The 19,553-nt window shown below is 64.4% G+C and carries 17 protein-coding genes; 15 read left to right on the forward strand and 2 right to left on the reverse strand.

Annotated features, from left to right (window positions below):
- Positions 1-12 precede the first annotated feature (12 nt).
- From mraY to lpxC, 11 genes are all read left to right on the forward strand, one after another.
- Positions 13-1,182 carry a phospho-N-acetylmuramoyl-pentapeptide-transferase gene (mraY, locus tag G5S42_RS00065; RefSeq protein WP_176104980.1) on the forward strand — a complete coding sequence of 390 codons (1,170 nt, stop codon included), beginning with the start codon at positions 13-15 and terminating at the stop codon, positions 1,180-1,182.
- Positions 1,183-1,207: 25 nt separating this feature from the next.
- On the forward strand, positions 1,208-2,746 hold the full coding sequence (murD, locus tag G5S42_RS00070) for a UDP-N-acetylmuramoyl-L-alanine--D-glutamate ligase (RefSeq protein ID WP_176104981.1): 1,539 nt from the start codon (positions 1,208-1,210) through the stop codon (positions 2,744-2,746).
- Complete coding sequence (gene ftsW, locus G5S42_RS00075) at positions 2,743-4,020, forward strand: putative lipid II flippase FtsW (protein WP_176104982.1); 1,278 nt, start codon at positions 2,743-2,745, stop codon at positions 4,018-4,020. Before murD ends, ftsW begins: the two co-directional genes overlap by 4 nt.
- Positions 4,017-5,141, forward strand: coding sequence for an undecaprenyldiphospho-muramoylpentapeptide beta-N-acetylglucosaminyltransferase (gene murG, locus G5S42_RS00080; protein WP_176104983.1), 1,125 nt, complete (start codon positions 4,017-4,019; stop codon positions 5,139-5,141). The genes ftsW and murG overlap by 4 nt, the downstream gene beginning before the upstream one ends.
- Positions 5,138-6,541, forward strand: coding sequence for a UDP-N-acetylmuramate--L-alanine ligase (murC, locus tag G5S42_RS00085; RefSeq protein ID WP_176104984.1), 1,404 nt, complete (start codon positions 5,138-5,140; stop codon positions 6,539-6,541). The genes murG and murC overlap by 4 nt, the downstream gene beginning before the upstream one ends.
- Before the next feature lies 1 nt (position 6,542).
- Positions 6,543-7,496: a D-alanine--D-alanine ligase gene (locus tag G5S42_RS00090; protein WP_176104985.1), complete on the forward strand. Its 954-nt coding sequence runs from the start codon at positions 6,543-6,545 to the stop codon at positions 7,494-7,496.
- Between the two features lie 22 nt (positions 7,497-7,518).
- A complete protein-coding gene (locus tag G5S42_RS00095; RefSeq protein WP_176104986.1) occupies positions 7,519-8,271 on the forward strand; it encodes a cell division protein FtsQ/DivIB in 753 nt (250 codons plus the stop codon).
- 27 nt (positions 8,272-8,298) lie between these two features.
- Positions 8,299-9,531 (forward strand): cell division protein FtsA, encoded by a 1,233-nt coding sequence (ftsA, locus tag G5S42_RS00100; RefSeq protein WP_008921172.1) that lies wholly within the window; start codon positions 8,299-8,301, stop codon positions 9,529-9,531.
- A gap of 116 nt (positions 9,532-9,647) precedes the next feature.
- Positions 9,648-10,850 (forward strand): cell division protein FtsZ, encoded by a 1,203-nt coding sequence (ftsZ, locus tag G5S42_RS00105; RefSeq protein ID WP_013090606.1) that lies wholly within the window; start codon positions 9,648-9,650, stop codon positions 10,848-10,850.
- Positions 10,851-11,114: 264 nt separating this feature from the next.
- A complete protein-coding gene (locus G5S42_RS00110) occupies positions 11,115-11,618 on the forward strand; it encodes a peroxiredoxin (RefSeq protein ID WP_176104987.1) in 504 nt (167 codons plus the stop codon).
- Positions 11,619-11,905: 287 nt separating this feature from the next.
- Complete coding sequence (lpxC, locus tag G5S42_RS00115) at positions 11,906-12,823, forward strand: UDP-3-O-acyl-N-acetylglucosamine deacetylase (protein ID WP_176104988.1); 918 nt, start codon at positions 11,906-11,908, stop codon at positions 12,821-12,823.
- Positions 12,824-12,886: 63 nt separating this feature from the next.
- Here the strand turns inward: lpxC and G5S42_RS00120 are convergent, their stop codons facing one another.
- Positions 12,887-13,369 carry a DciA family protein gene (locus tag G5S42_RS00120; protein ID WP_176104989.1) on the reverse strand — a complete coding sequence of 161 codons (483 nt, stop codon included), beginning with the start codon at positions 13,367-13,369 and terminating at the stop codon, positions 12,887-12,889.
- 284 nt (positions 13,370-13,653) lie between these two features.
- On the opposite strand from G5S42_RS00120, the gene secA reads away from it, so the two are divergent.
- The 4 genes from secA to G5S42_RS00140 all read left to right on the forward strand — a co-directional run bounded on the left by secA (position 13,654) and on the right by G5S42_RS00140 (position 19,216).
- Positions 13,654-16,470: a preprotein translocase subunit SecA gene (secA, locus tag G5S42_RS00125; protein ID WP_176104990.1), complete on the forward strand. Its 2,817-nt coding sequence runs from the start codon at positions 13,654-13,656 to the stop codon at positions 16,468-16,470.
- Between the two features lie 154 nt (positions 16,471-16,624).
- The gene (gene argJ / locus G5S42_RS00130; RefSeq protein ID WP_176104991.1) at positions 16,625-17,866 is read left to right on the forward strand and encodes a bifunctional glutamate N-acetyltransferase/amino-acid acetyltransferase ArgJ; all 1,242 of its coding nucleotides are present in this window, start codon (positions 16,625-16,627) and stop codon (positions 17,864-17,866) included.
- Positions 17,867-17,903: 37 nt separating this feature from the next.
- Complete coding sequence (locus G5S42_RS00135) at positions 17,904-18,773, forward strand: ATP-binding protein (protein ID WP_176104992.1); 870 nt, start codon at positions 17,904-17,906, stop codon at positions 18,771-18,773.
- Positions 18,770-19,216 (forward strand): NUDIX domain-containing protein, encoded by a 447-nt coding sequence (locus G5S42_RS00140; RefSeq protein ID WP_176104993.1) that lies wholly within the window; start codon positions 18,770-18,772, stop codon positions 19,214-19,216. Before G5S42_RS00135 ends, G5S42_RS00140 begins: the two co-directional genes overlap by 4 nt.
- An 88-nt stretch (positions 19,217-19,304) precedes the next feature.
- On the opposite strand, the gene yacG is transcribed toward G5S42_RS00140, so the two are convergent.
- On the reverse strand, positions 19,305-19,508 hold the full coding sequence (gene yacG, locus G5S42_RS00145; RefSeq protein WP_090801947.1) for a DNA gyrase inhibitor YacG: 204 nt from the start codon (positions 19,506-19,508) through the stop codon (positions 19,305-19,307).
- Between the last annotated feature and the right edge of the window lie 45 nt (positions 19,509-19,553).

A 19,553-nucleotide genomic window follows, 5' to 3' on the forward strand; every position in this document is an offset into this window, starting at 1 on the left:
AAGGATCCAGGCATGCTACTGGCGCTGGCGCAATGGCTGCAGAATGACGCAAGCTTCTTGCGCGTGTTCAGTTATCTGACGTTTCGCGCGGTGATGGCGACCATCACCGCGTTGTTGATCGGGCTCGTCTGCGGCCCGGCGGTTATTCGCAAGCTGACCGCGATGAAGGTCGGCCAGGCCGTTCGCAAGGACGGCCCGCAAACTCATCTCGTCAAATCGGGCACGCCGACGATGGGCGGCGTGCTGATCCTGCTCGGCATCGGCGTGGCCACGCTGCTGTGGGCCGATCTGACCAACCGCTTCATCTGGATCGTGATGCTCGTCACGTTCGGCTTCGGCGTGATCGGCTGGGTCGACGATTACCGTAAGGTCGTCTACAAGGACCCGCGCGGCATGTCATCGCGCGAGAAGTATTTCTGGCAATCGGTGATCGGCCTGTTCGCGGCGGTGTATCTCGCATTCAGCGTGTCCGAGGCGAGCAACGTGCGCGTGTTCGACCTGTTCATGGCGTGGGTGCGCAGTGGCCTGTCGATGGGCCTGCCCGCGCGCGCCGACCTGTTGCTGCCGTTCTTCAAGTCGATCACGTATCCGCTCGGCGTGTGGGGCTTCATCGTGTTGACGTATCTGGTGATCGTCGGCGCGAGCAACGCGGTGAATCTGACCGACGGCCTCGACGGCCTCGTGATCATGCCGGTCGTGCTGGTCGGCGGGTCGCTCGGTGTGTTCGCGTACGTGATGGGCAGTTCGGTCTACTCGAAATACCTGCTGTTTCCGCACATTCCCGGCGCGGGCGAATTGCTGATCTTCTGTTCGGCGATGGGTGGCGCGGGGCTTGCGTTCCTGTGGTTCAACACGCACCCGGCGCAGATGTTCATGGGCGACGTCGGCGCGCTCGCACTCGGCGGCGCGCTCGGCACGGTCGCGGTGATCGTGCGTCAGGAAATCGTGCTGTTCATCATGGGCGGCATTTTCGTTGCGGAGACGCTGTCGGTGATGTTGCAGGTCACGTGGTTCAAATACACGAAGCGCCGTTACGGCGAAGGGCGGCGGTTCTTCAAGATGGCGCCGCTGCATCATCATTTCGAATTGTCGGGCTGGAAGGAAACACAGGTGGTCGTGCGGTTCTGGATCATCACGTTGATGTTGTGCCTATTCGGTTTGTCCACTCTCAAATTGCGTTAAGCAGCAGTATTTAAGGAAGCAGGCGATGTTCGGCGAGAAGTTTCGGGATCGGCAAAAGCCGATGGTGCTCGTGCTGGGACTGGGTGAATCCGGTCTCGCGATGGCGCGCTGGTGCGCCAGGCACGGCTGTCGGCTGCGCGTGGCAGATACGCGCGAAGTGCCGCCGAACCTGTCCGCGCTCGAAGCGCATGGTGTCGATGCCGATTTCGTCGGCGGTCCGTTTTCGCCGGTGCTGCTCGAAGGTGTCGAACTGGTCGCGATCAGCCCGGGGCTGTCGCCGCTCTCCGCCGATTTGCTGCCGCTGATCACGGCGGCGCGCGAGCGGGGCATTCCGGTGTGGGGCGAACTCGAACTGTTTTCGCAGGCGCTGCGCACGCTCGGTGAGTCCGGCTACGCGCCGAAGGTGATCGCGATCACCGGTACGAACGGCAAGACCACGACCACGAGCCTGACCGGCCTGCTTTGCGAACGCGCGGGCAAGAAGGTCGCGGTGGCGGGCAACATCAGCCCGTCGCTGCTCGACAAGCTGTCCGAAGCGATCGATCAGACCGCGCTGCCCGACGTGTGGGTGCTCGAACTGTCGAGCTTCCAGCTGGAGACCTCGCATACCTTTACGCCGGACGCGGCGGTCGTGCTGAACATCACGCAGGATCATCTGGACTGGCACGGCGGACTCGATGCGTACGCGGCCGCGAAGGGCCGCATCTTCGGTACACGAACGGTGCGCGTGCTGAATCGCGACGACGCCCGTGTGATGTCGCTTGCGCCCACCAGCGGCGAGGCGGAGGTCATCACGTTCGGCGTGACCGAGCCGAAGAACGACGGTGACTACGGCCTGTTGCGCGACAACGGCATGGTGTGGCTCGTCGAAGCACAAGATCGTGATGCGACCGACGAATCCCCCAAGGGGACTTCCTTCGGGGCGTCCACGCCGAAGCGCCGTCGCAAGAACGAAGCAGCCGCAACGCCCGACATCGCGCTGAAGCGTCTGATGCCCGCCGACGCGCTGCGCATCCGCGGCCTGCACAACGCCGCCAACGCATTAGCCGCGTACGCGCTCGCGCGTGCGATCGGTCTGCCCGGCGCGCCGCTGCTGCACGGCCTGCGCGAATACCGCGGCGAACCGCATCGCGTGGAACTGATCGCGTCGATCGACGGCATCGACTACGTGGACGACAGCAAGGGCACCAACGTCGGCGCGACGGTCGCCGCGCTCGATGGTCTCGCGCAGCGCGTCGTGCTGATCGCGGGCGGCGACGGCAAGGGCCAGGAATTCGAGCCGCTCGCCGCGCCGGTGATGCGTTGGTGCCGCGCGGTGATGCTGATCGGCCGTGACGCGCCGCAGATTCGCGAGGCGCTCGAACATTGCGGCGTCGCGATGACCGATCACGCGACGCTCGAAGAAGCGACGCGCGCGGCCGCCGCCGTCGCGCAGCCCGGCGACGCGGTGCTGTTGTCGCCCGCGTGCGCGAGCTTCGACATGTTCAAGGGATATGCACATCGTGCGGCGGTATTCCGCAGCACGGTCGAAGATATCGCGGCCGAACGGGGGACGATGATATGAGCTGGTCGGAACGTTTCGGCTCGCGCGAAGCCACCGGCGGCAACGGCGCCGCCGCAGGTACGTCTACCCGCACGACCACCCGCACGGGCGGCAGCGGTCTCGCGAGCGCGGTCAACGGCGTGCGGCCGCTGCGCTCGCGCATGCTCGACTACGACCACTCGCTGCTGTGGGTCGTCGTCGCGCTGCTCGGACTCGGCATCGTGATGGTGTACTCGGCGTCGATCGCGATGCCCGATTCGCCGAAGTACGCGTCGTACCGCGACTGGGCGTTCCTCGTGCGCCAGATCGTCTTCGTGCTGATGGGCTCGGCGGTCGGCATCGTATCGTTCCGCATTCCGATTTCGACGTGGGACAAGTACGCGCCGAAGCTCTTCCTGATCTCGCTCGTCGCGCTCGTGATCGTGTTGATCCCGCACGTCGGCAAGGGCGTGAACGGTGCGCGCCGCTGGATTCCGCTCGGCATCACGAACATGCAGCCGTCGGAAATCATGAAGCTCGCGGTGACGATCTACGCGGCGAACTACACGGTACGCAAGCAGGAATACATGCACAGCTTCGCCAAGGGCTTTCTGCCGATGGCGGTCGCGGTCGGCCTGGTCGGCGCGCTGCTGCTGCTCGAGCCGGACATGGGCGCGTTCATGGTGATCGCGGCGATCGCGATGGGCGTGCTGTTCCTCGGCGGCGTGAACGGCAAGCTGTTCGGCGGTCTCGTCGCGACCGCGGTGGGCACGTTCACGTTGCTGGTGTGGGCGTCGCCTTGGCGTCGTGAGCGGATTTTCGCGTACCTCGATCCGTGGGACGATCGCTACGCGCAGGGCAAGGCGTATCAGCTGACGCACTCGCTGATCGCGTTCGGGCGTGGCGAGTGGTTTGGCGTCGGTCTCGGCGGCAGCGTCGAGAAGCTCAACTATCTGCCCGAAGCGCATACCGACTTCATTCTCGCGGTGATCGGCGAGGAACTGGGTTTCGTCGGCGTGCTCGTCGTGATCCTCATGTTCTACTGGATCGTGCGCCGCTCGTTCGAGATCGGCCGCCAGGCGCTTGCGCTCGATCGCACGTTCGCGGGGCTGGTCGCGAAGGGCGTCGGCATCTGGTTCGGTGCGCAGACCTTCATCAACATGGGCGTGAACCTCGGTCTTTTGCCGACCAAAGGCCTCACGTTGCCGCTCGTCAGCTACGGCGGGTCGGGCATCTTGCTGAACTGTGTCGCGATCGCCGTGCTGATGCGAGTGGATTACGAGAATCGTGTGTTGATGCGCGGGGGCAAGGTATGACGGCTCTGCCACAACGCACGCTGATGGTGATGGCCGGCGGCACCGGGGGACACGTGTTCCCGGGGCTCGCGGTCGCGCATCTGATGCAGGCATGGGGCTGGAAAGTCGTATGGCTCGGCAACCCCGCGGGCATGGAAGCGACGCTGGTACCGAAGCACGGCATTCCGATGGAGTACGTGCGCTTCGGCGGCGTGCGCGGCAAAGGTCTGAAGACCAAGCTGATGCTGCCGGTCAACCTGCTGCGCGCGTGCACGCAGAGCCTGAGTGTGCTGCGTCGCGTGAAACCCGACGTCGTGCTCGGCATGGGCGGCTACATCACGTTCCCGGCCGGGCTGATGACCGCGCTGAGCGGGTGCCCGCTCGTGCTGCACGAACAGAATTCGATCGCCGGTCTCGCGAACAAGGTGCTCGCGAAGCTCGCGAAACGCGTTCTGGTCGCGTTTCCGAATGCGCTGCCGCACGGCGAATGGACCGGCAATCCGATTCGTGAGGAACTTGCGCGCGCGAATGCACCCAAAGCACGCTACGCGCAGCGTAACGGTCCGCTGAACGTGCTCGTCGTGGGCGGCAGTCTCGGCGCCGCCGCGTTGAACGAAGTCGTGCCGCGTGCGGTCGCGCTGTTAGCGCCCAATGAAAGACCGCGCATCGTGCATCAGGCGGGTGCGAAGCATATCGACGCGCTGCGCGAGAACTACGCGGCCGCAGGCTTGCAGGCAGGCGCGGACGTGTCGCTCGTGCCGTTCATCGACGACATGACGAGCGCCTATGCGCAGGCCGATCTGGTGATCTGCCGCTCGGGCGCGATGACGGTGTCGGAGATATCGGCGGTCGGCGTCGCGGCGCTGTTCGTGCCGTTCCCGTACGCGGTCGACGATCACCAGACCACTAATGCAGCGTTTCTCGCCGACAACGGCGCGGCGCTGGTCGTGCAACAACGCGACCTGTCGGCGGAAAAGCTCGCCGACTGGTTGCGCAGCCAGACGCGGGAAAGTCTCGCGGAAATGGCGGAGCGTTCGCGCTCGCTCGCGAAACCGGATGCCACCGAACAGGTCGCGCAGATCTGCGCGACGGTGGCAGGTGCGGGTTCGATGGCGGGCGTGAGCCCAGAAGGAAAGCAATGAAACACATCGTCAAACACATTCATTTCGTCGGCATCGGCGGCGTCGGCATGAGCGGCATCGCCGAAGTGCTCGTCAATCTCGGCTATCAGGTGAGCGGCTCGGACCTGTCGGGCAACGCGGTCACCGAGCGCCTCGCCGGGCTCGGCGCGCGCATTTCGATCGGGCACGCGGCGGAGAACATCGAAGGCGCGAACGCGGTGGTGGTGTCTACCGCGGTGCGCAGCGACAACCCGGAAGTGCTGGCCGCGCGTCATCGCCGCATTCCGATCGTGCCGCGCGCGGTGATGCTCGCGGAACTCATGCGACTCAAGCAGGGTATCGCGATCGCCGGCACGCACGGCAAGACCACGACCACGTCGCTGGTCGCGAGCGTGCTCGCCGCGGGCGGGCTCGATCCGACCTTCGTGATCGGCGGCCGGCTGATCAGTGCAGGCGCGAATGCGCGTCTGGGCACCGGCGACTTCATCGTCGCCGAGGCGGACGAATCGGACGCGTCGTTCCTGAACCTGTTTCCGGTCATCGAAGTCATCACGAACATCGACGCCGATCATATGGATACCTATGGTCACGACTTCGCGCGTCTGAAGCAGGCGTTCATCGAATTCACGCACCGTCTGCCGTTCTATGGCATCGCGGTGCTGTGCGTCGACGATCCGAACGTGAAGGAGATCCTGCCGTTCGTGTCGAAGCCGATCATCCGCTACGGTTTCGCTGCCGAGGCGCAGGTACGCGCGGTCAACGTCGAAGCGCGCGAAGGCCGCATGCATTTCACCGTGATGCGCGAAGACGCGGCGCCGCTCGACGTCACGTTGAACCTGCCGGGCGAGCACAACGTGCAGAACGCGTTGGCCGCCATTGCAATTGCGACTGAACTTGAAGTGAAAGATGCCGATATCCAGCGAGCGCTCGCGGATTTCAACGGCGTCGGCCGACGCTTCCAGCGTTACGGCGAAGTGCCGGTCGTCAGTGACGGTGAGGCCGCGGGCTCCTACACGCTGGTGGACGACTACGGTCACCACCCGGTCGAAATGGCCGCCACGGTGGCGGCGGCGCGCGGCGCATTTCCGGGCCGGCGCCTGGTGCTGGCGTTCCAGCCGCACCGCTTCACGCGTACGCGTGATTGCTTCGAGGATTTCGTGAAAGTGCTGTCGACCGTCGACGCGCTCGTGCTGACCGAAGTCTATGCGGCCGGCGAAGCGCCGATCGTCGCCGCGGACGGCCGCGCATTGGCGCGCGCGCTGCGTGTCGCGGGCAAGGTCGAGCCGGTGTTCGTCGATACGGTCGATGAAGTGCCGGACGCGCTCTCTACGGTGGTGCGCGACGGTGATGTGGTGATTACGATGGGCGCGGGTTCGATCGGCGGTGTGCCGGGTCGCCTCGCTCAGGAACTGAAGGTGTGAGATGAGCAGTATTAATCAGGATCAACTCGCCAAACAATTCGGCAAGGTGGCCGTGCTGCTCGGTGGTAATTCCGCCGAGCGCGAAGTGTCGCTCAATTCCGGACGCCTCGTGTTGCAAGGTCTGCGCGACGCCGGCGTCGACGCGCATCCGTTCGATCCGGCCGAGCGTCCGTTGTCGGCATTGAAGGAAGAGGGCTTCGTGCGCGCGTTCAACGCGCTGCATGGCGGCTACGGCGAAAACGGGCAGATCCAGGGCGCGCTCGATTTTTACGGCATCCGCTACACCGGTAGCGGCGTGCTCGGCTCCGCGCTCGGTCTCGACAAGTTCCGCACCAAGCTCGTGTGGCAGCAGCTCGGCATTCCGACGCCGCCGTTCGAAGCGGTGCTGCGCGGTGACGACTACGAAGCGCGCGCGAAAGAAATCGTCGCGAAGCTCGGTCTGCCGCTGTTCGTGAAGCCGGCGAGCGAAGGTTCGAGCGTCGCCGTGATCAAGGTGAAGAGCGCGGACGCGCTGCCGGCCGCGCTGATCGAGGCCGTGAAGTACGACCGTATCGTCGTGGTCGAGAAGAGCATCGAAGGCGGCGGCGAGTACACCGCGTGCATCGCCGGCAATCTGGATCTGCCGGTGATCCGCATCGTGCCGGCCGGCGAGTTCTACGACTATCACGCGAAGTACATCGCCAACGACACGCAGTATCTGATTCCGTGCGGTCTGGGCGCCGCAGAGGAAGCGCGCCTGAAAGTGCTCGCACGCCGCGCGTTCGACGTGCTCGGCTGCACCGACTGGGGCCGCGCGGACTTCATGCTCGATGGCGAAGGCAAGCCGTACTTCCTCGAAGTGAACACGGCGCCTGGCATGACCGATCACTCGCTGCCGCCGAAAGCGGCGCGCGCGGTCGGCATCAGCTATCAGGAACTCGTGGTCGGCGTGTTGGCGCTGACGCTGCAGGATTAACCAAGGTAACGCAAGCAACACCATGTGGAACAACGTTCGCCAGCTCAATCTCGCCACCAACGCGCTGCACGCGTTGCTGGTGCTCGTGCTGCTGGCGGCGGGCGGTTACTGGCTGATCCAGCGCCCGAATTTCGCGCTGCGCGAGATCCAGATCGACGGCGACACCGAGCACATCAATTCGCCGACGGTGCGCGCCGGCGTGGTGGGGCGCCTGAAGGGCAACTACTTCACGGTCGATCTCGACGCCGCGCGGCAGGCGTTCGAACAGATGCCGTGGGTGCGTCACGCGAGCGTGCGGCGCGTGTGGCCGAATGCACTGGCTGTCACGCTCGAGGAGTACAAGCCGCTAGGGACGTGGGGCAGCGATCAGCTGGTGAGTGTGGACGGCGAGCTGTTCACCGCGAACCAGGGCGAGCTCGACGAAGAACTGCCCGCGTTCGACGGCCCGGACGGTACGGCGAAGGAAGTCGTCGCGCGGTATCACGACTTCCAGAAGTGGTTCGCGGCGATCAACGCGACGCCCGAGGAAGTGACGCTGTCGCCGCGCTATGCGTGGACGGTGAAGCTGTCGAACGGCACGCGGGTGGAGCTGGGCCGCGAACGCAATCAGGACACGCTGGCCGATCGCAGCAAACGCCTGACCGCGGCATGGGGCGCGGTGACGCAACGTTGGGGAAAGGATATCGAGAATGCGGACTTGCGCTATCCGAACGGTTTCGCGATTCGTGCCGCTGGCATGCGCTTCATCAGCGAACCCGACAAGGGCAAGAAGTAAACGGACATCACACGCACTGAGCACGCTATGAGTAAAGACTATAAGGATCTGCTGGTCGCCCTCGACATCGGGACGTCGAAGGTAGTGGCCATCGTCGCCGAGTTGAAGGGCGAGGGTCACTACGAGGTGATCGGTCTCGGCCAGAGCGAATCGAAGGGGCTCAAGAAGGGCGTGGTGGTGAATATCGAAGCCACCGTGCAGTCGATTCAGCGCGCGCTCGAGGAAGCCGAGCTGATGGCCGACTGCAAGATCACGAACGTGTTCACCGGGATCGCCGGCAGCCATATCCGCAGCTTCAATTCGAGCGGCATGGTCGCGATCAAGGAGAAGGAAGTCACGCAGGCCGACGTCGCGCGCGTGATCGAAACGGCCAAGGCAATCAACATCCCGACCGATCAGCAGGTGCTGCATATCCTCACGCAGGAATTCATCATCGACGGTCAGGAAGATGTGCGCGAGCCGATCGGCATGAGCGGCATCCGCCTCGAAGTGAAGGTGCATATCGTCACCGGCGCGGTCAGCGCGGCGCAGAACATCGTCAAGTGCGTGCGCCGCTGCGGCCTCGAAGTGAACGACCTGATCCTGCAGCCGCTCGCGTCGTCGCTCGCGGTGCTGACGGAAGACGAAAAGGAACTGGGCGTGGTGCTGGTCGACATCGGCGGCGGCACGACGGACATCGCGATCTTCAGCGAAGGCGCGATCCGCCACACGGCCGTGATTCCGATCGCCGGCGATCAGATCACCAGCGACATCGCGATGGCGCTGCGCACGCCGACGCCGGATGCCGAAGACATCAAGGTCGATTACGGCATCGCCAAGCAGGCGCTCGCCGATCCGGACGAGATGATCGAGGTGCCGGGTCTCGGCGAGCGCGGTCCGCGCACGCTGTCGCGCCAGGCGCTGGCGGCCGTGATCGAGCCGCGCGTCGAAGAACTGTTTTCGCTCGTGCAGCAGGTGGTGCGCGAGTCGGGTTACGAAGAACTGCTGAGCTCAGGCGTCGTATTGACGGGCGGCGCGTCGATGATGATCGGCATGGTCGAGCTCGGTGAGGACATTTTCCTGAAGCCGGTGCGCATTGGCGTGCCGGAGTACGCGGGCGGTCTCGCCGACGTCGTGCGCAATCCGCGCTATTCGACGGCGATGGGCCTGCTCGTCGAAGGGCGCTCGCAGCGGATGCGCGGGCGCAAGGTTGCGGTGCAGTCGGGGTCGATGGGACAGGTGTTCTCGCGCATGAAGGACTGGTTCCTCGGCAACTTCTGAGCAAGGGTTTCGAGAAATTCGCGCTGGTGCCGGCGGCCGGTGCGCGACAGGAGGTTGCCCGATCTCCTGCCGGATAACGCCGAGTGGCAGTAACTTTTTATCTTGACGGAGGCAACATGGAATTCCAGATGCTGGAAACCGAAACGAGCGGCACCATCATCAAGGTCGTCGGAGTCGGTGGCGCTGGCGGCAATGCCGTTCAGCACATGATCAACAAAGGCGTGCAAGGCGTCGACTTCATCGTGATGAACACGGACGCGCAGGCTCTGTCGCGCTCGCGCGCCACCGCGGTGATCCAGCTCGGCAACACGGGGCTGGGCGCAGGAGCCAAGCCGGAAATGGGCCGCGCCGCCGCTGAAGAAGCACGCGAGCGTATCGCCGACGCACTGCGCGGCGCGCACATGGTGTTCATCACCGCCGGCATGGGTGGCGGCACGGGCACGGGCGCGGCACCGGTCGTCGCGCAGATCGCGAAGGAAATGGGTATTCTGACCGTCGGCGTCGTCAGCAAGCCGTTCGAATTCGAAGGCGGCAAGCGCATGCGCGTGGCGGAAGCCGGTTCGCAGCAACTGGAGGATCACGTCGACTCGCTGATCGTCGTGCTGAACGACAAGCTGTTCGAGGTGATGGGCGACGACGCCGAGATGGACAAGTGCTTCCAGTGCGCTGACGACGTTCTGAACAACGCGGTCGCGGGCATTGCGGAAATCATCAACGTCGACGGTCTTGTGAACGTCGACTTCGAAGACGTGAAGACCGTGATGGGCGAGCAGGGCAAGGCGATGATGGGCACGGCGACGGTCGCCGGTGTCGATCGCGCGCGTCTCGCGGCCGAGCAGGCCGTCGCGAGCCCGCTGCTGGAAGGTGTCGATCTGTCGGGCGCGCGTGGCGTGCTGGTCAACATCACGTCGAGCCGTTCGCTGCGTCTGTCGGAAACGCGCGAAGTGATGAACACGATCAAGAGCTATGCCGCGGAAGATGCCACGGTGATCTTCGGCGCCGTGTACGACGATGCGATGGGCGACGCGCTGCGCGTGACGGTCGTGGCAACGGGTCTCGGCCGTGCGGCGAAGAAGCAGCAATCGGCACCGATGACGCTGCTGCGCACCGGCACCGACAACCAGCCGGTCGGCGCGATGGCGCACGCAGCGTACGCACCGGCGGCAGGCCATGCCAGCACGGCCGACTACGGCGCGCTCGACACGCCGGCGGTGTGGCGCACGTCGCGCGATACGGCGGCCTCGCACGTGCAGGCGCTGCAGGAAAAGGGCGTCGATACGTACGACATTCCGGCATTCCTGCGCAAGCAGGCGGACTGAGCGCGCGGGCAGGCTTCGTTGCCGCGCTGCGAGTCGCATCGCAGGTGCAGCGCTGGCGGACGAATGCACGAGCGTGGCGGGTGAACGGCAAGCAGGTCGCGTATCGTCTGGTTCGCGGCGGGGGCAACTGCCCTCTGCGGATTCGCGAAGCGGACGGAGTGACTGTCGCCGCACGGTCTGGCTTATAGTTGAAAGGGCCGAACCGATATTCACTGCGACACGATGACGTGCGAGCGTGCTTCGCATCGATGCAAAGGACTGAGCATGATCAAGGAAGGTGAAAAGCTGCCCGACGCGACGCTCTTCGAGTATGTCGAAGACGACCGGGCGGGCTGCACGATCGGACCGAACAGTTTCGACGTGCGCGAGCAGACGGCGGGCAAACGCGTGGTGATCTTCGGATTGCCCGGCGCGTTCACGCCGACCTGTTCGGCCAAACATGTACCGGGCTATGTCGAGCATGCCGTGCAGTTGCGCGCTGCCGGCATCGACGAAATCTGGTGCGTGTCCGTCAACGACGCGTTCGTGATGGGCGCGTGGGGACGCGATCAGCACACCTCGGGCAAGGTGCGCATGATGGCGGACGGTAGTGCGGCTTTTACACGGGCGCTTGGTCTGGAGCAGGATCTGTCGGCGCGCGGCATGGGGATTCGTTCCCTGCGCTACGCGATGGTGGTCGACGACGGCGTGGTCAAGACGCTGAACGTCGAGGCTGCCGGCAAATTCGAAGTCAGCGATGCAGCGAGTATCCTCGCCACGTTGAGCTAGTTGCTGACGTCGCACCTTCGCCGCGGCCCGCGTGCTTATGCCGCGTGGCGTTAGGGCAACGGTGATTACGACGCTTTTGTGACAGGCCGTTACGCGGGCCGATGACCGGAAACGCCTCCGTTCCGGGGCATCGGCCCGTCACGCTTTCCGTCGCTAAGCCCAATGGGTAATGCAGCGAAACAGATTGTCACGTTCCCCGCAAAGACGCTGGTCTGGGGATTGGAGTATAATTGCGGCTATGGAATAAAAAATCCTGATTAGGATTTTCAATCGAACAGAAGACCACCATGTTGAAGCAGCGCACAATCAAATCGATCGTCAAGACGGTCGGCATCGGGTTGCACTCCGGCCGTAAAGTCAATCTGACGCTCCGTCCGGCGGGGCCGGACACTGGCATCGTGTTTTCGCGCGTGGATTTGCCCACGCCGGTGGACATTCCTGCGTCGGCGATGGCGATTGGCGATACGCGTCTGGCTTCCGTGTTGCAGAAAGACGGCGCGCGCGTGTCGACCATCGAGCATCTGATGTCCGCCTGCGCCGGTCTTGGCATCGACAACCTTTACGTCGACGTCACCGCCGAAGAAATCCCGATCATGGACGGCAGCGCGGGTTCGTTCGTGTTCCTGATCCAGTCGGCGGGTATCGAAGAGCAGAACGCGCCCAAGAAATTCATCAAGGTCACGAAGCCGGTCGAAATCCGCGACGGCGATAAGTTCGCGCGCCTCGATCCGTATTTCGGCTTCAAGCTCAAGTTCACGATCGACTTCCGTCACCCCGCCGTCGACAAAACCGGTCAGGCGCTGGAAGTGGATTTCGCCAACACGTCGTACGTGCGCGAAATTGCGCGCGCCCGCACGTTCGGCTTCGCGCATGAAGTGGAAATGATGCGTGAGCTCGGCCTCGCGCGCGGCGGCAGCATGGACAACGCGATCGTGCTCGACGAGTACCGCATCCTGAACAACGACGGTCTGCGTTACGACGACGAGTTCGTCAAGCACAAGATGCTCGACGCAATCGGCGACCTGTACGTGGTCGGTCACCCGCTGCTCGCGTCGTACACCGCGTACAAGTCGGGCCACGGCCTGAACAACGCGCTGCTACGCGAGCTGCTCGCGCACGAAGACTCGTACGAAATCGTCACCTTCGAAGACACGCAGAAAGCCCCGCGCGGCTTCGCGTACGAAACGCAGACGGCGTTCGCATAAAGCCAGCGTGACAGGCAGGCAAATGAAAAACGGCCCCTCGGGGCCGTTTTTTTCGTTCAGCGTTCAGCGATTGCGCCGATGCCGCGCGGCCATGCGCGCAAGCGCTTCCTGCAACGGCGACGGCTCGAGCGATTCGCTCAACGCCTGCAGCGCGGCGGCGCCGGCCGGCGTCATGCGCGCCTGTTTGACGGGCGGCGGTTCTTTCAGCGGCTGCGGCCGCACGCGAATTTTCAGCGACTGCACGGGCCAGCCGCGCTGCTGCAAATCCACCAGCAGCCGCGGCTCCAGATGCCGCAGACGCGCCGCAAGCGCGTTGTGCGCGGCGAATAGGGCCAGCACGCCCTCCTTGATGAAGCCGGGCTCGACACTCGTCGCCAGATAATCGGGCAAAAGCTCGCGCAGGTCCTTCTCGAGCGCGGCGATCTGTTCGACGCCCGCGCGCAGCGCCGCGAACGCGTCCGTGCGGCCGAGAACCTCGGCGAGCGGTTGCGGGCGGCGCAGATCGAACTGCTTCGGCGGCCTTGAAAAGGACGAAAAACGGCTCATGTTTGGCATTGACACGTGAGCTCGCCCCATGCGCGCTCACGCCGCGATTGTACCGCGCGGGCAGCTTGCGATGCCGGTCCGCGCCGCGCCGAAGGTTGCCCGACAGGGCCGGCCAGAGCCGGCGCCGTCACGGCTACGACACGAGCGCAGCCGGAGGCGCGTGCTAAAATGCCCGATTCGAATTCACTCTTGGACTAAGCCGCCGAGGACTTTCCGACCCAGGCGCGGTATGCGTGTAGCGCACACCGCGAGCCAGCCGAAGCCGCGACGCAGACACCGATCCGATGACCACCGGTTTTCTACAGAAGATTTTTGGCAGCCGTAATCAGCGGCTTGTCAAGCAATATCAAAAGACCGTCGCGGCGATCAATGCGCTCGAGCCGCAGATCGAGCAATTGACGGATGACCAACTGCGCGCCAAAACGGGTGAGTTCCGCCAGCGCGTCGCGAGCGGCGAATCGCTCGACAAGATCCTGCCGGAGGCGTTCGCGGTCTGCCGCGAGGCCAGCAAGCGGGTGCTGAAGATGCGCCACTTCGACGTGCAGCTGATCGGCGGTATGGCGCTGCACTACGGCAAGATCAGCGAAATGCGCACCGGCGAAGGCAAGACGCTCGTCGCGACGCTGCCGGTCTACCTGAACGCGCTGTCGGGGCGCGGCGTCCACGTGGTCACGGTCAACGACTACCTCGCGCAGCGCGACGCCGAATGGATGGCGCGTCTCTATAACTTCCTCGGTCTGTCGGTCGGTATCAACCTGTCGCAGATGGAGCACACGGCGAAGCAGCAAGCGTACGCCGCCGACATCACCTACGGCACCAACAACGAATTCGGCTTCGACTATCTGCGCGACAACATGGTCTACGAGACCGACGCGCGCGTGCAGCGTAGCCTGAACTTCGCGGTCGTCGACGAGGTGGACTCGATCCTGATCGACGAAGCGCGTACGCCGCTGATCATCTCCGGCCAGGCCGAAGATCACACCGAACTCTACGTGCGCATGAACGCGCTGCCGCCGCTGCTCGAGCGCCAGATCGGCGAAGAGAAGGCGGACGGCACCGGCGTCGAGAAGCCGGGCGACTACACGCTGGACGAAAAAGGCCGTCAGGTGTTCCTGACCGAGTCTGGCCACGAAAAGGCGGAGCGGCTGCTCTCCGAGTGGGGCCTGATCGGCGAGGGCGAAAGCCTGTACGCGCCGCAGAACATCACGCTGATGCATCACGTGTACGCGGCGCTGCGCGCGCACACGCTGTTCTTCAAGGACCAGCACTACGTCGTGCAGAACGGCGAAGTGATCATCGTCGACGAATTCACCGGCCGTCTGATGGCCGGCCGCCGCTGGTCGGACGGTCTGCACCAGGCGGTCGAGGCGAAGGAGCACGTGAAGATCCAGAGCGAGAACCAGACCCTCGCGTCGATCACGTTCCAGAACTACTTCCGCATGTACGCGAAGCTGGCCGGCATGACCGGCACGGCCGACACCGAAGCGTACGAATTCAACGAGATCTACGGTCTCGAAACGGTCGTGATCCCGACCAACCGTCCGCCCAAGCGGATCGACAAGCAGGATCAGATCTACAAGACCGCGAAGGAACGCTACGACGCGGTGATCCGCGACATCCGCGAGTGCTACGAGCGCGGGCAGCCGGTGCTGGTCGGCACGACGTCGATCGAGAACTCGGAGCTGCTGTCGCATCTGCTGAAGCAGGCCGGCTTGCCGCACGAAGTGCTGAACGCGAAGCAGCACGCGCGCGAAGCGGCGATCGTCGCCGAAGCGGGCCGGCCGCAACGCATCACGATCGCAACCAACATGGCCGGCCGTGGCACGGACATCGTGCTCGGCGGCAACGCGGAGAAGCAGGCGTCGTTCATCGAGCAGGACGAAACGCTCTCCGACGACGAAAAGCAACGCCGCATCCAGAAGCTGCATGACGAATGGCAGACGCTGCACGATCAGGTGAAGGCCGCGGGCGGTCTACACATCATCGGCACCGAGCGTCATGAGTCGCGCCGGATCGACAACCAACTGCGCGGCCGTGCTGGCCGTCAGGGTGACCCGGGTTCGTCGCGCTTCTATCTGTCGCTGGAAGATCCGCTGCTGCGCATTTTCGCGGGCGACCGCGTGCGCGCGATCATGGACCGCCTGAAGATGCCGGAAGGCGAGGCGATCGAAGCAGGCATCGTCTCGCGTTCGATCGAATCGGCGCAACGCAAGGTCGAGGCGCGCAACTTCGATATTCGTAAGCAATTGCTCGAATACGACGACGTGTCGAACGACCAGCGCAAGGTGATCTACCAGCAGCGCAACGAATTGCTCGAAGCGAACGACATCACCGAGACCATCACCGCGATGCGTCACGGCGTGATCGGCGACATCGTGCATCAGTTCGTGCCGGTGGGCAGCATCGAAGAACAGTGGGACGTGCCCGAGCTCGAAGAAGTGCTGCGCAACGAATGGCAGCTCGATCTCGCGATCCAGGAAATGATCAACGAGTCGAACTCGATCAGCCCGGACGAGATTCTCGAAGCGGTTGAAGCCGCCGCGGACGAGGGGTACGAGGCGAAGGTCCAGCTGGTGGGCCGCGAATCGTTCAGCGCGTTCGAGCGCTCGATCATGCTGCAGACGCTCGACCGCGCCTGGCGCGAGCATCTGGCCGCGCTCGACCATCTGCGTCAGGGCATCCATCTGCGCGGCTATGCGCAGAAGAACCCGAAGCAGGAATACAAGCGCGAGGCGTTCGAACTGTTCGCCGCGATGCTCGACGCGGTGAAGCTCGAAGTTACGCGCATCGTGATGAACGTGCAGATCCAGTCGCCGGAGCAGCTCGAAGCGGCCGCGGAGCAAATGGAAGAGCAGGGCGGTCATCTGGAGAATGTCGAGTTCCGTCATGCGGAGTTCGCGGAAGCCGGCGCCGCCGCGCCGGTTGCAGCCGAAGCGGCCACCGCCGCGATGATCGGCGACGCGATGAGCCATGGCCACGGCGCAGCGCCGCAGGCGGCCGTGCATATGCATACCGATAACGTGCCGAAGGTCGGCCGCAACGACCCGTGCCCGTGCGGTAGCGGCAAGAAGTACAAGCAGTGCCACGGCAAGATCGCATAATTGCCGACGCGGCGCGCTTCAGGGCGCGCCGCGTCGTTTTTGAGTGCCGCTTGGCCATTTTGATTTCGCGGGTGACCCGGCAACACGCCCGGGTCATCAGTTCCGTTTCCCCGATGCCGGCGTCCGCCGGCATTTTCTTCGACAGGTCGCGACCATGGCTGTCAACTTTCCCTCGATCGATCCCGCTCAACTCCACCCCGTCGCCGGCGTCACGCTAGGCTGGGCGGAAGCGCATATCCGCAAGCCGAACCGCAAGGACGTGCTCGTCATTTCCGTCGACGAAGGCGCGACGGTCGGCGGCGTGTTCACGCAGAACCGCTTCTGCGCGGCGCCCGTCACGGTCTGCCGGGAGAACCTGCAGCGCGTGCGCGCGGGCGGCAAGCCGATTCGCGCGCTGGTGATCAACACCGGCAACGCGAACGCGGGCACCGGTGAGCAGGGCCTCGCGGCGACGCGCGAAACCTGCGCGGAACTCGCGCGTCTCGCCGACATCGCGCCCGAGCAGGTGCTGCCGTTCTCGACGGGCGTGATTCTCGAACCGCTGCCGGTCGATCGTCTGAAGGCCGGTTTGCCGGCCGCGCTCGCGAACCGCAAGGAAGCGAACTGGTACGACGCGGCCCAGTCGATCATGACGACCGACACGCTGCCGAAGGCGAGCTCGCGCCAGGTCACGATCGACGGCCACACGGTCACACTGACCGGCATCAGCAAGGGCGCCGGCATGATCAAGCCGAATATGGCGACCATGCTCGGCTTCCTCGCGTTCGACGCGGCCGTCGCGCAGCCCGTGCTCGACGAGCTCGTGAAGCACGTCGCGGACCGCTCGTTCAACTGCATTACGATCGATGGCGATACGTCGACCAACGATTCGTTCATCCTGATCGCATCGGGCAAATCGAGCCTGCCCGCGATCACGTCCACCGATTCGCCCGCTTATGCAGCGCTGCGCGACGCGGTGACCGAGGTCGCGCAGAGCCTCGCGCAGCTGATCGTGCGCGATGGTGAAGGCGCGACCAAGTTCATGACCGTGCATGTCGAGGGCGGCTCGAGCGTCGGCGAATGCCGCCAGATCGCCTACGCGATCGGCCACTCGCCGCTCGTCAAGACGGCCTTCTACGCATCGGACCCCAACCTCGGCCGCATTCTCGCGGCCATCGGCTATGCCGGCGTGGATGATCTCGACGTCGGCAAGATCGATCTGTATCTAGACGACGTGCTGGTCGCGACTGCCGGCGGCCGCAACCCGGCCTACCGCGAAGAAGACGGCCAGCGCGTGATGAAAAAGAGCGAGATCGGGATTCGCGTCGTGCTCGGTCGCGGCAATGCGCAAGCCACGATCTGGACCTGCGACCTGTCGCACGACTACGTGAGCATCAACGCCGACTACCGCTCGTAATCAGGTTCAAAGCGCGGCCGCTGGCCGCCCACTTACCATGGACAAACTCGAACAGTTTCTGACCCGGGCCGAAGCCGTGCTCGGCCGCCTGGAAGCGATGCTTCCGCCCGCCGCGCCGGACATCGACTGGTCGGCCGCGGTCGCTTTTCGCTGGCGCAAGCGCCAGGGGCGCGGCTACCTGCAGCCGGTGCCCGCCATTTCATCGATCACGCTCGACGACCTGCAGAACATCGATCGCCAGAAAGGGCTGATCGAACAGAACACGCGCCAGTTCGTGCGCAGCCAGCCGGCCAACAACGTGCTGCTGACGGGCGCGCGGGGCACCGGCAAGTCGTCGCTGATCAAGGCGTGTCTGAACGCGTACGCGAAAGACGGCCTGCGTCTGATCGAAGTGGACAAGGACGATCTGCACGACCTCGGCGACATCGTCGATCTGATCGCGAAGCGCCCGGAGCGCTTCATCGTGTTCTGCGACGACCTGTCGTTCGAAGAAGGCGAGTCGGGCTACAAGGCGCTGAAGGTCGCGCTCGACGGCTCGGTCGCCGCGCAGTCCGACAACGTGGTGATCTACGCGACGTCGAACCGCCGCCATCTGCTGCCCGAGTACATGAGCGACAACGAGACTTACAAGCACACGTCGGACGGCGAGATTCATCCGGGTGAACTGGTCGAAGAGAAGATTTCGCTGTCGGAGCGTTTCGGGCTGTGGGTCAGCTTCTATCCGTTCAAGCAGGACGACTATCTGACGATCATCGCGCACTGGCTGCGTCATTTCGGTTGCGACGACGGCGAGATCGAATCGGCGCGCGGCGATGCGCTCGTGTGGGCGCTCGAACGCGGTTCGCGCTCGGGGCGGGTCGCGTGGCAGTTTGCGCGCGACTGGTCCGGCCGTAAGACGCCGGCATGAGTGACGCTAGCAAAAACGTGGGCAATAGTGCCGGCACCAACGGCGCCGGCCGTCCCGTCACCGAAGTCGCGGTCGGCGTGCTGGTGCAGCCGGATGGCCGCTATCTGCTCGCGCAGCGTCCGGCGGGCAAGCCGTACGAGGGCTACTGGGAGTTTCCGGGGGGCAAGCTGGAAGCGGGCGAATCGATCGAGGCCGCGCTTGCGCGCGAGCTGCACGAGGAGCTGGGAATCGAGGTCGAGGCGAGCCATCTGTGGCATACGCTCGAACACGATTATCCGCACGCCTATGTGCGCCTCTTCTTCTGCAAGGTGACGCAATGGTCGGGCGAGCCGCACGGGCGTGAAGGCCAGGCCTTCGTGTGGCAGAGCTTGCCTGCGGACGTCTCGCCATTGCTGCCGGCCACAATCCCGGTGCTGGAGTGGCTCGCGGCCGAGAACAGGTGATTGGTTGAAACAGAGCGACTGAAAAAGCCACGCGATAGCGGGCGCTGTCTCGGCAGCGTCGCGGTTCGCGTGGCTTTTACTGGCTCGCTCAGTGCGGGTTGTAGTCGCCGCGCGGCGTTTCCTCTTCGGACGAAGACCCTTCCTGTTCGTTGCCGCCAATCCGGTATTTTTCGGCGGCCCATGCGCCGAGATCGATCTGCTTGCAGCGCTCGGAGCAGAAAGGACGGAAGCGGCTCTCGGAGGTCCAGCGGACATCTTTACCGCAAGTAGGACATTTGACGACGGTAGGCATACGGTCGGACGGTCAATCGCAAACGGAACAAGTAACGAATATAGG

The organism is Paraburkholderia youngii (assembly GCF_013366925.1).
In the GTDB taxonomy this organism is placed as follows: Bacteria; Pseudomonadota; Gammaproteobacteria; order Burkholderiales; family Burkholderiaceae; genus Paraburkholderia; species Paraburkholderia youngii.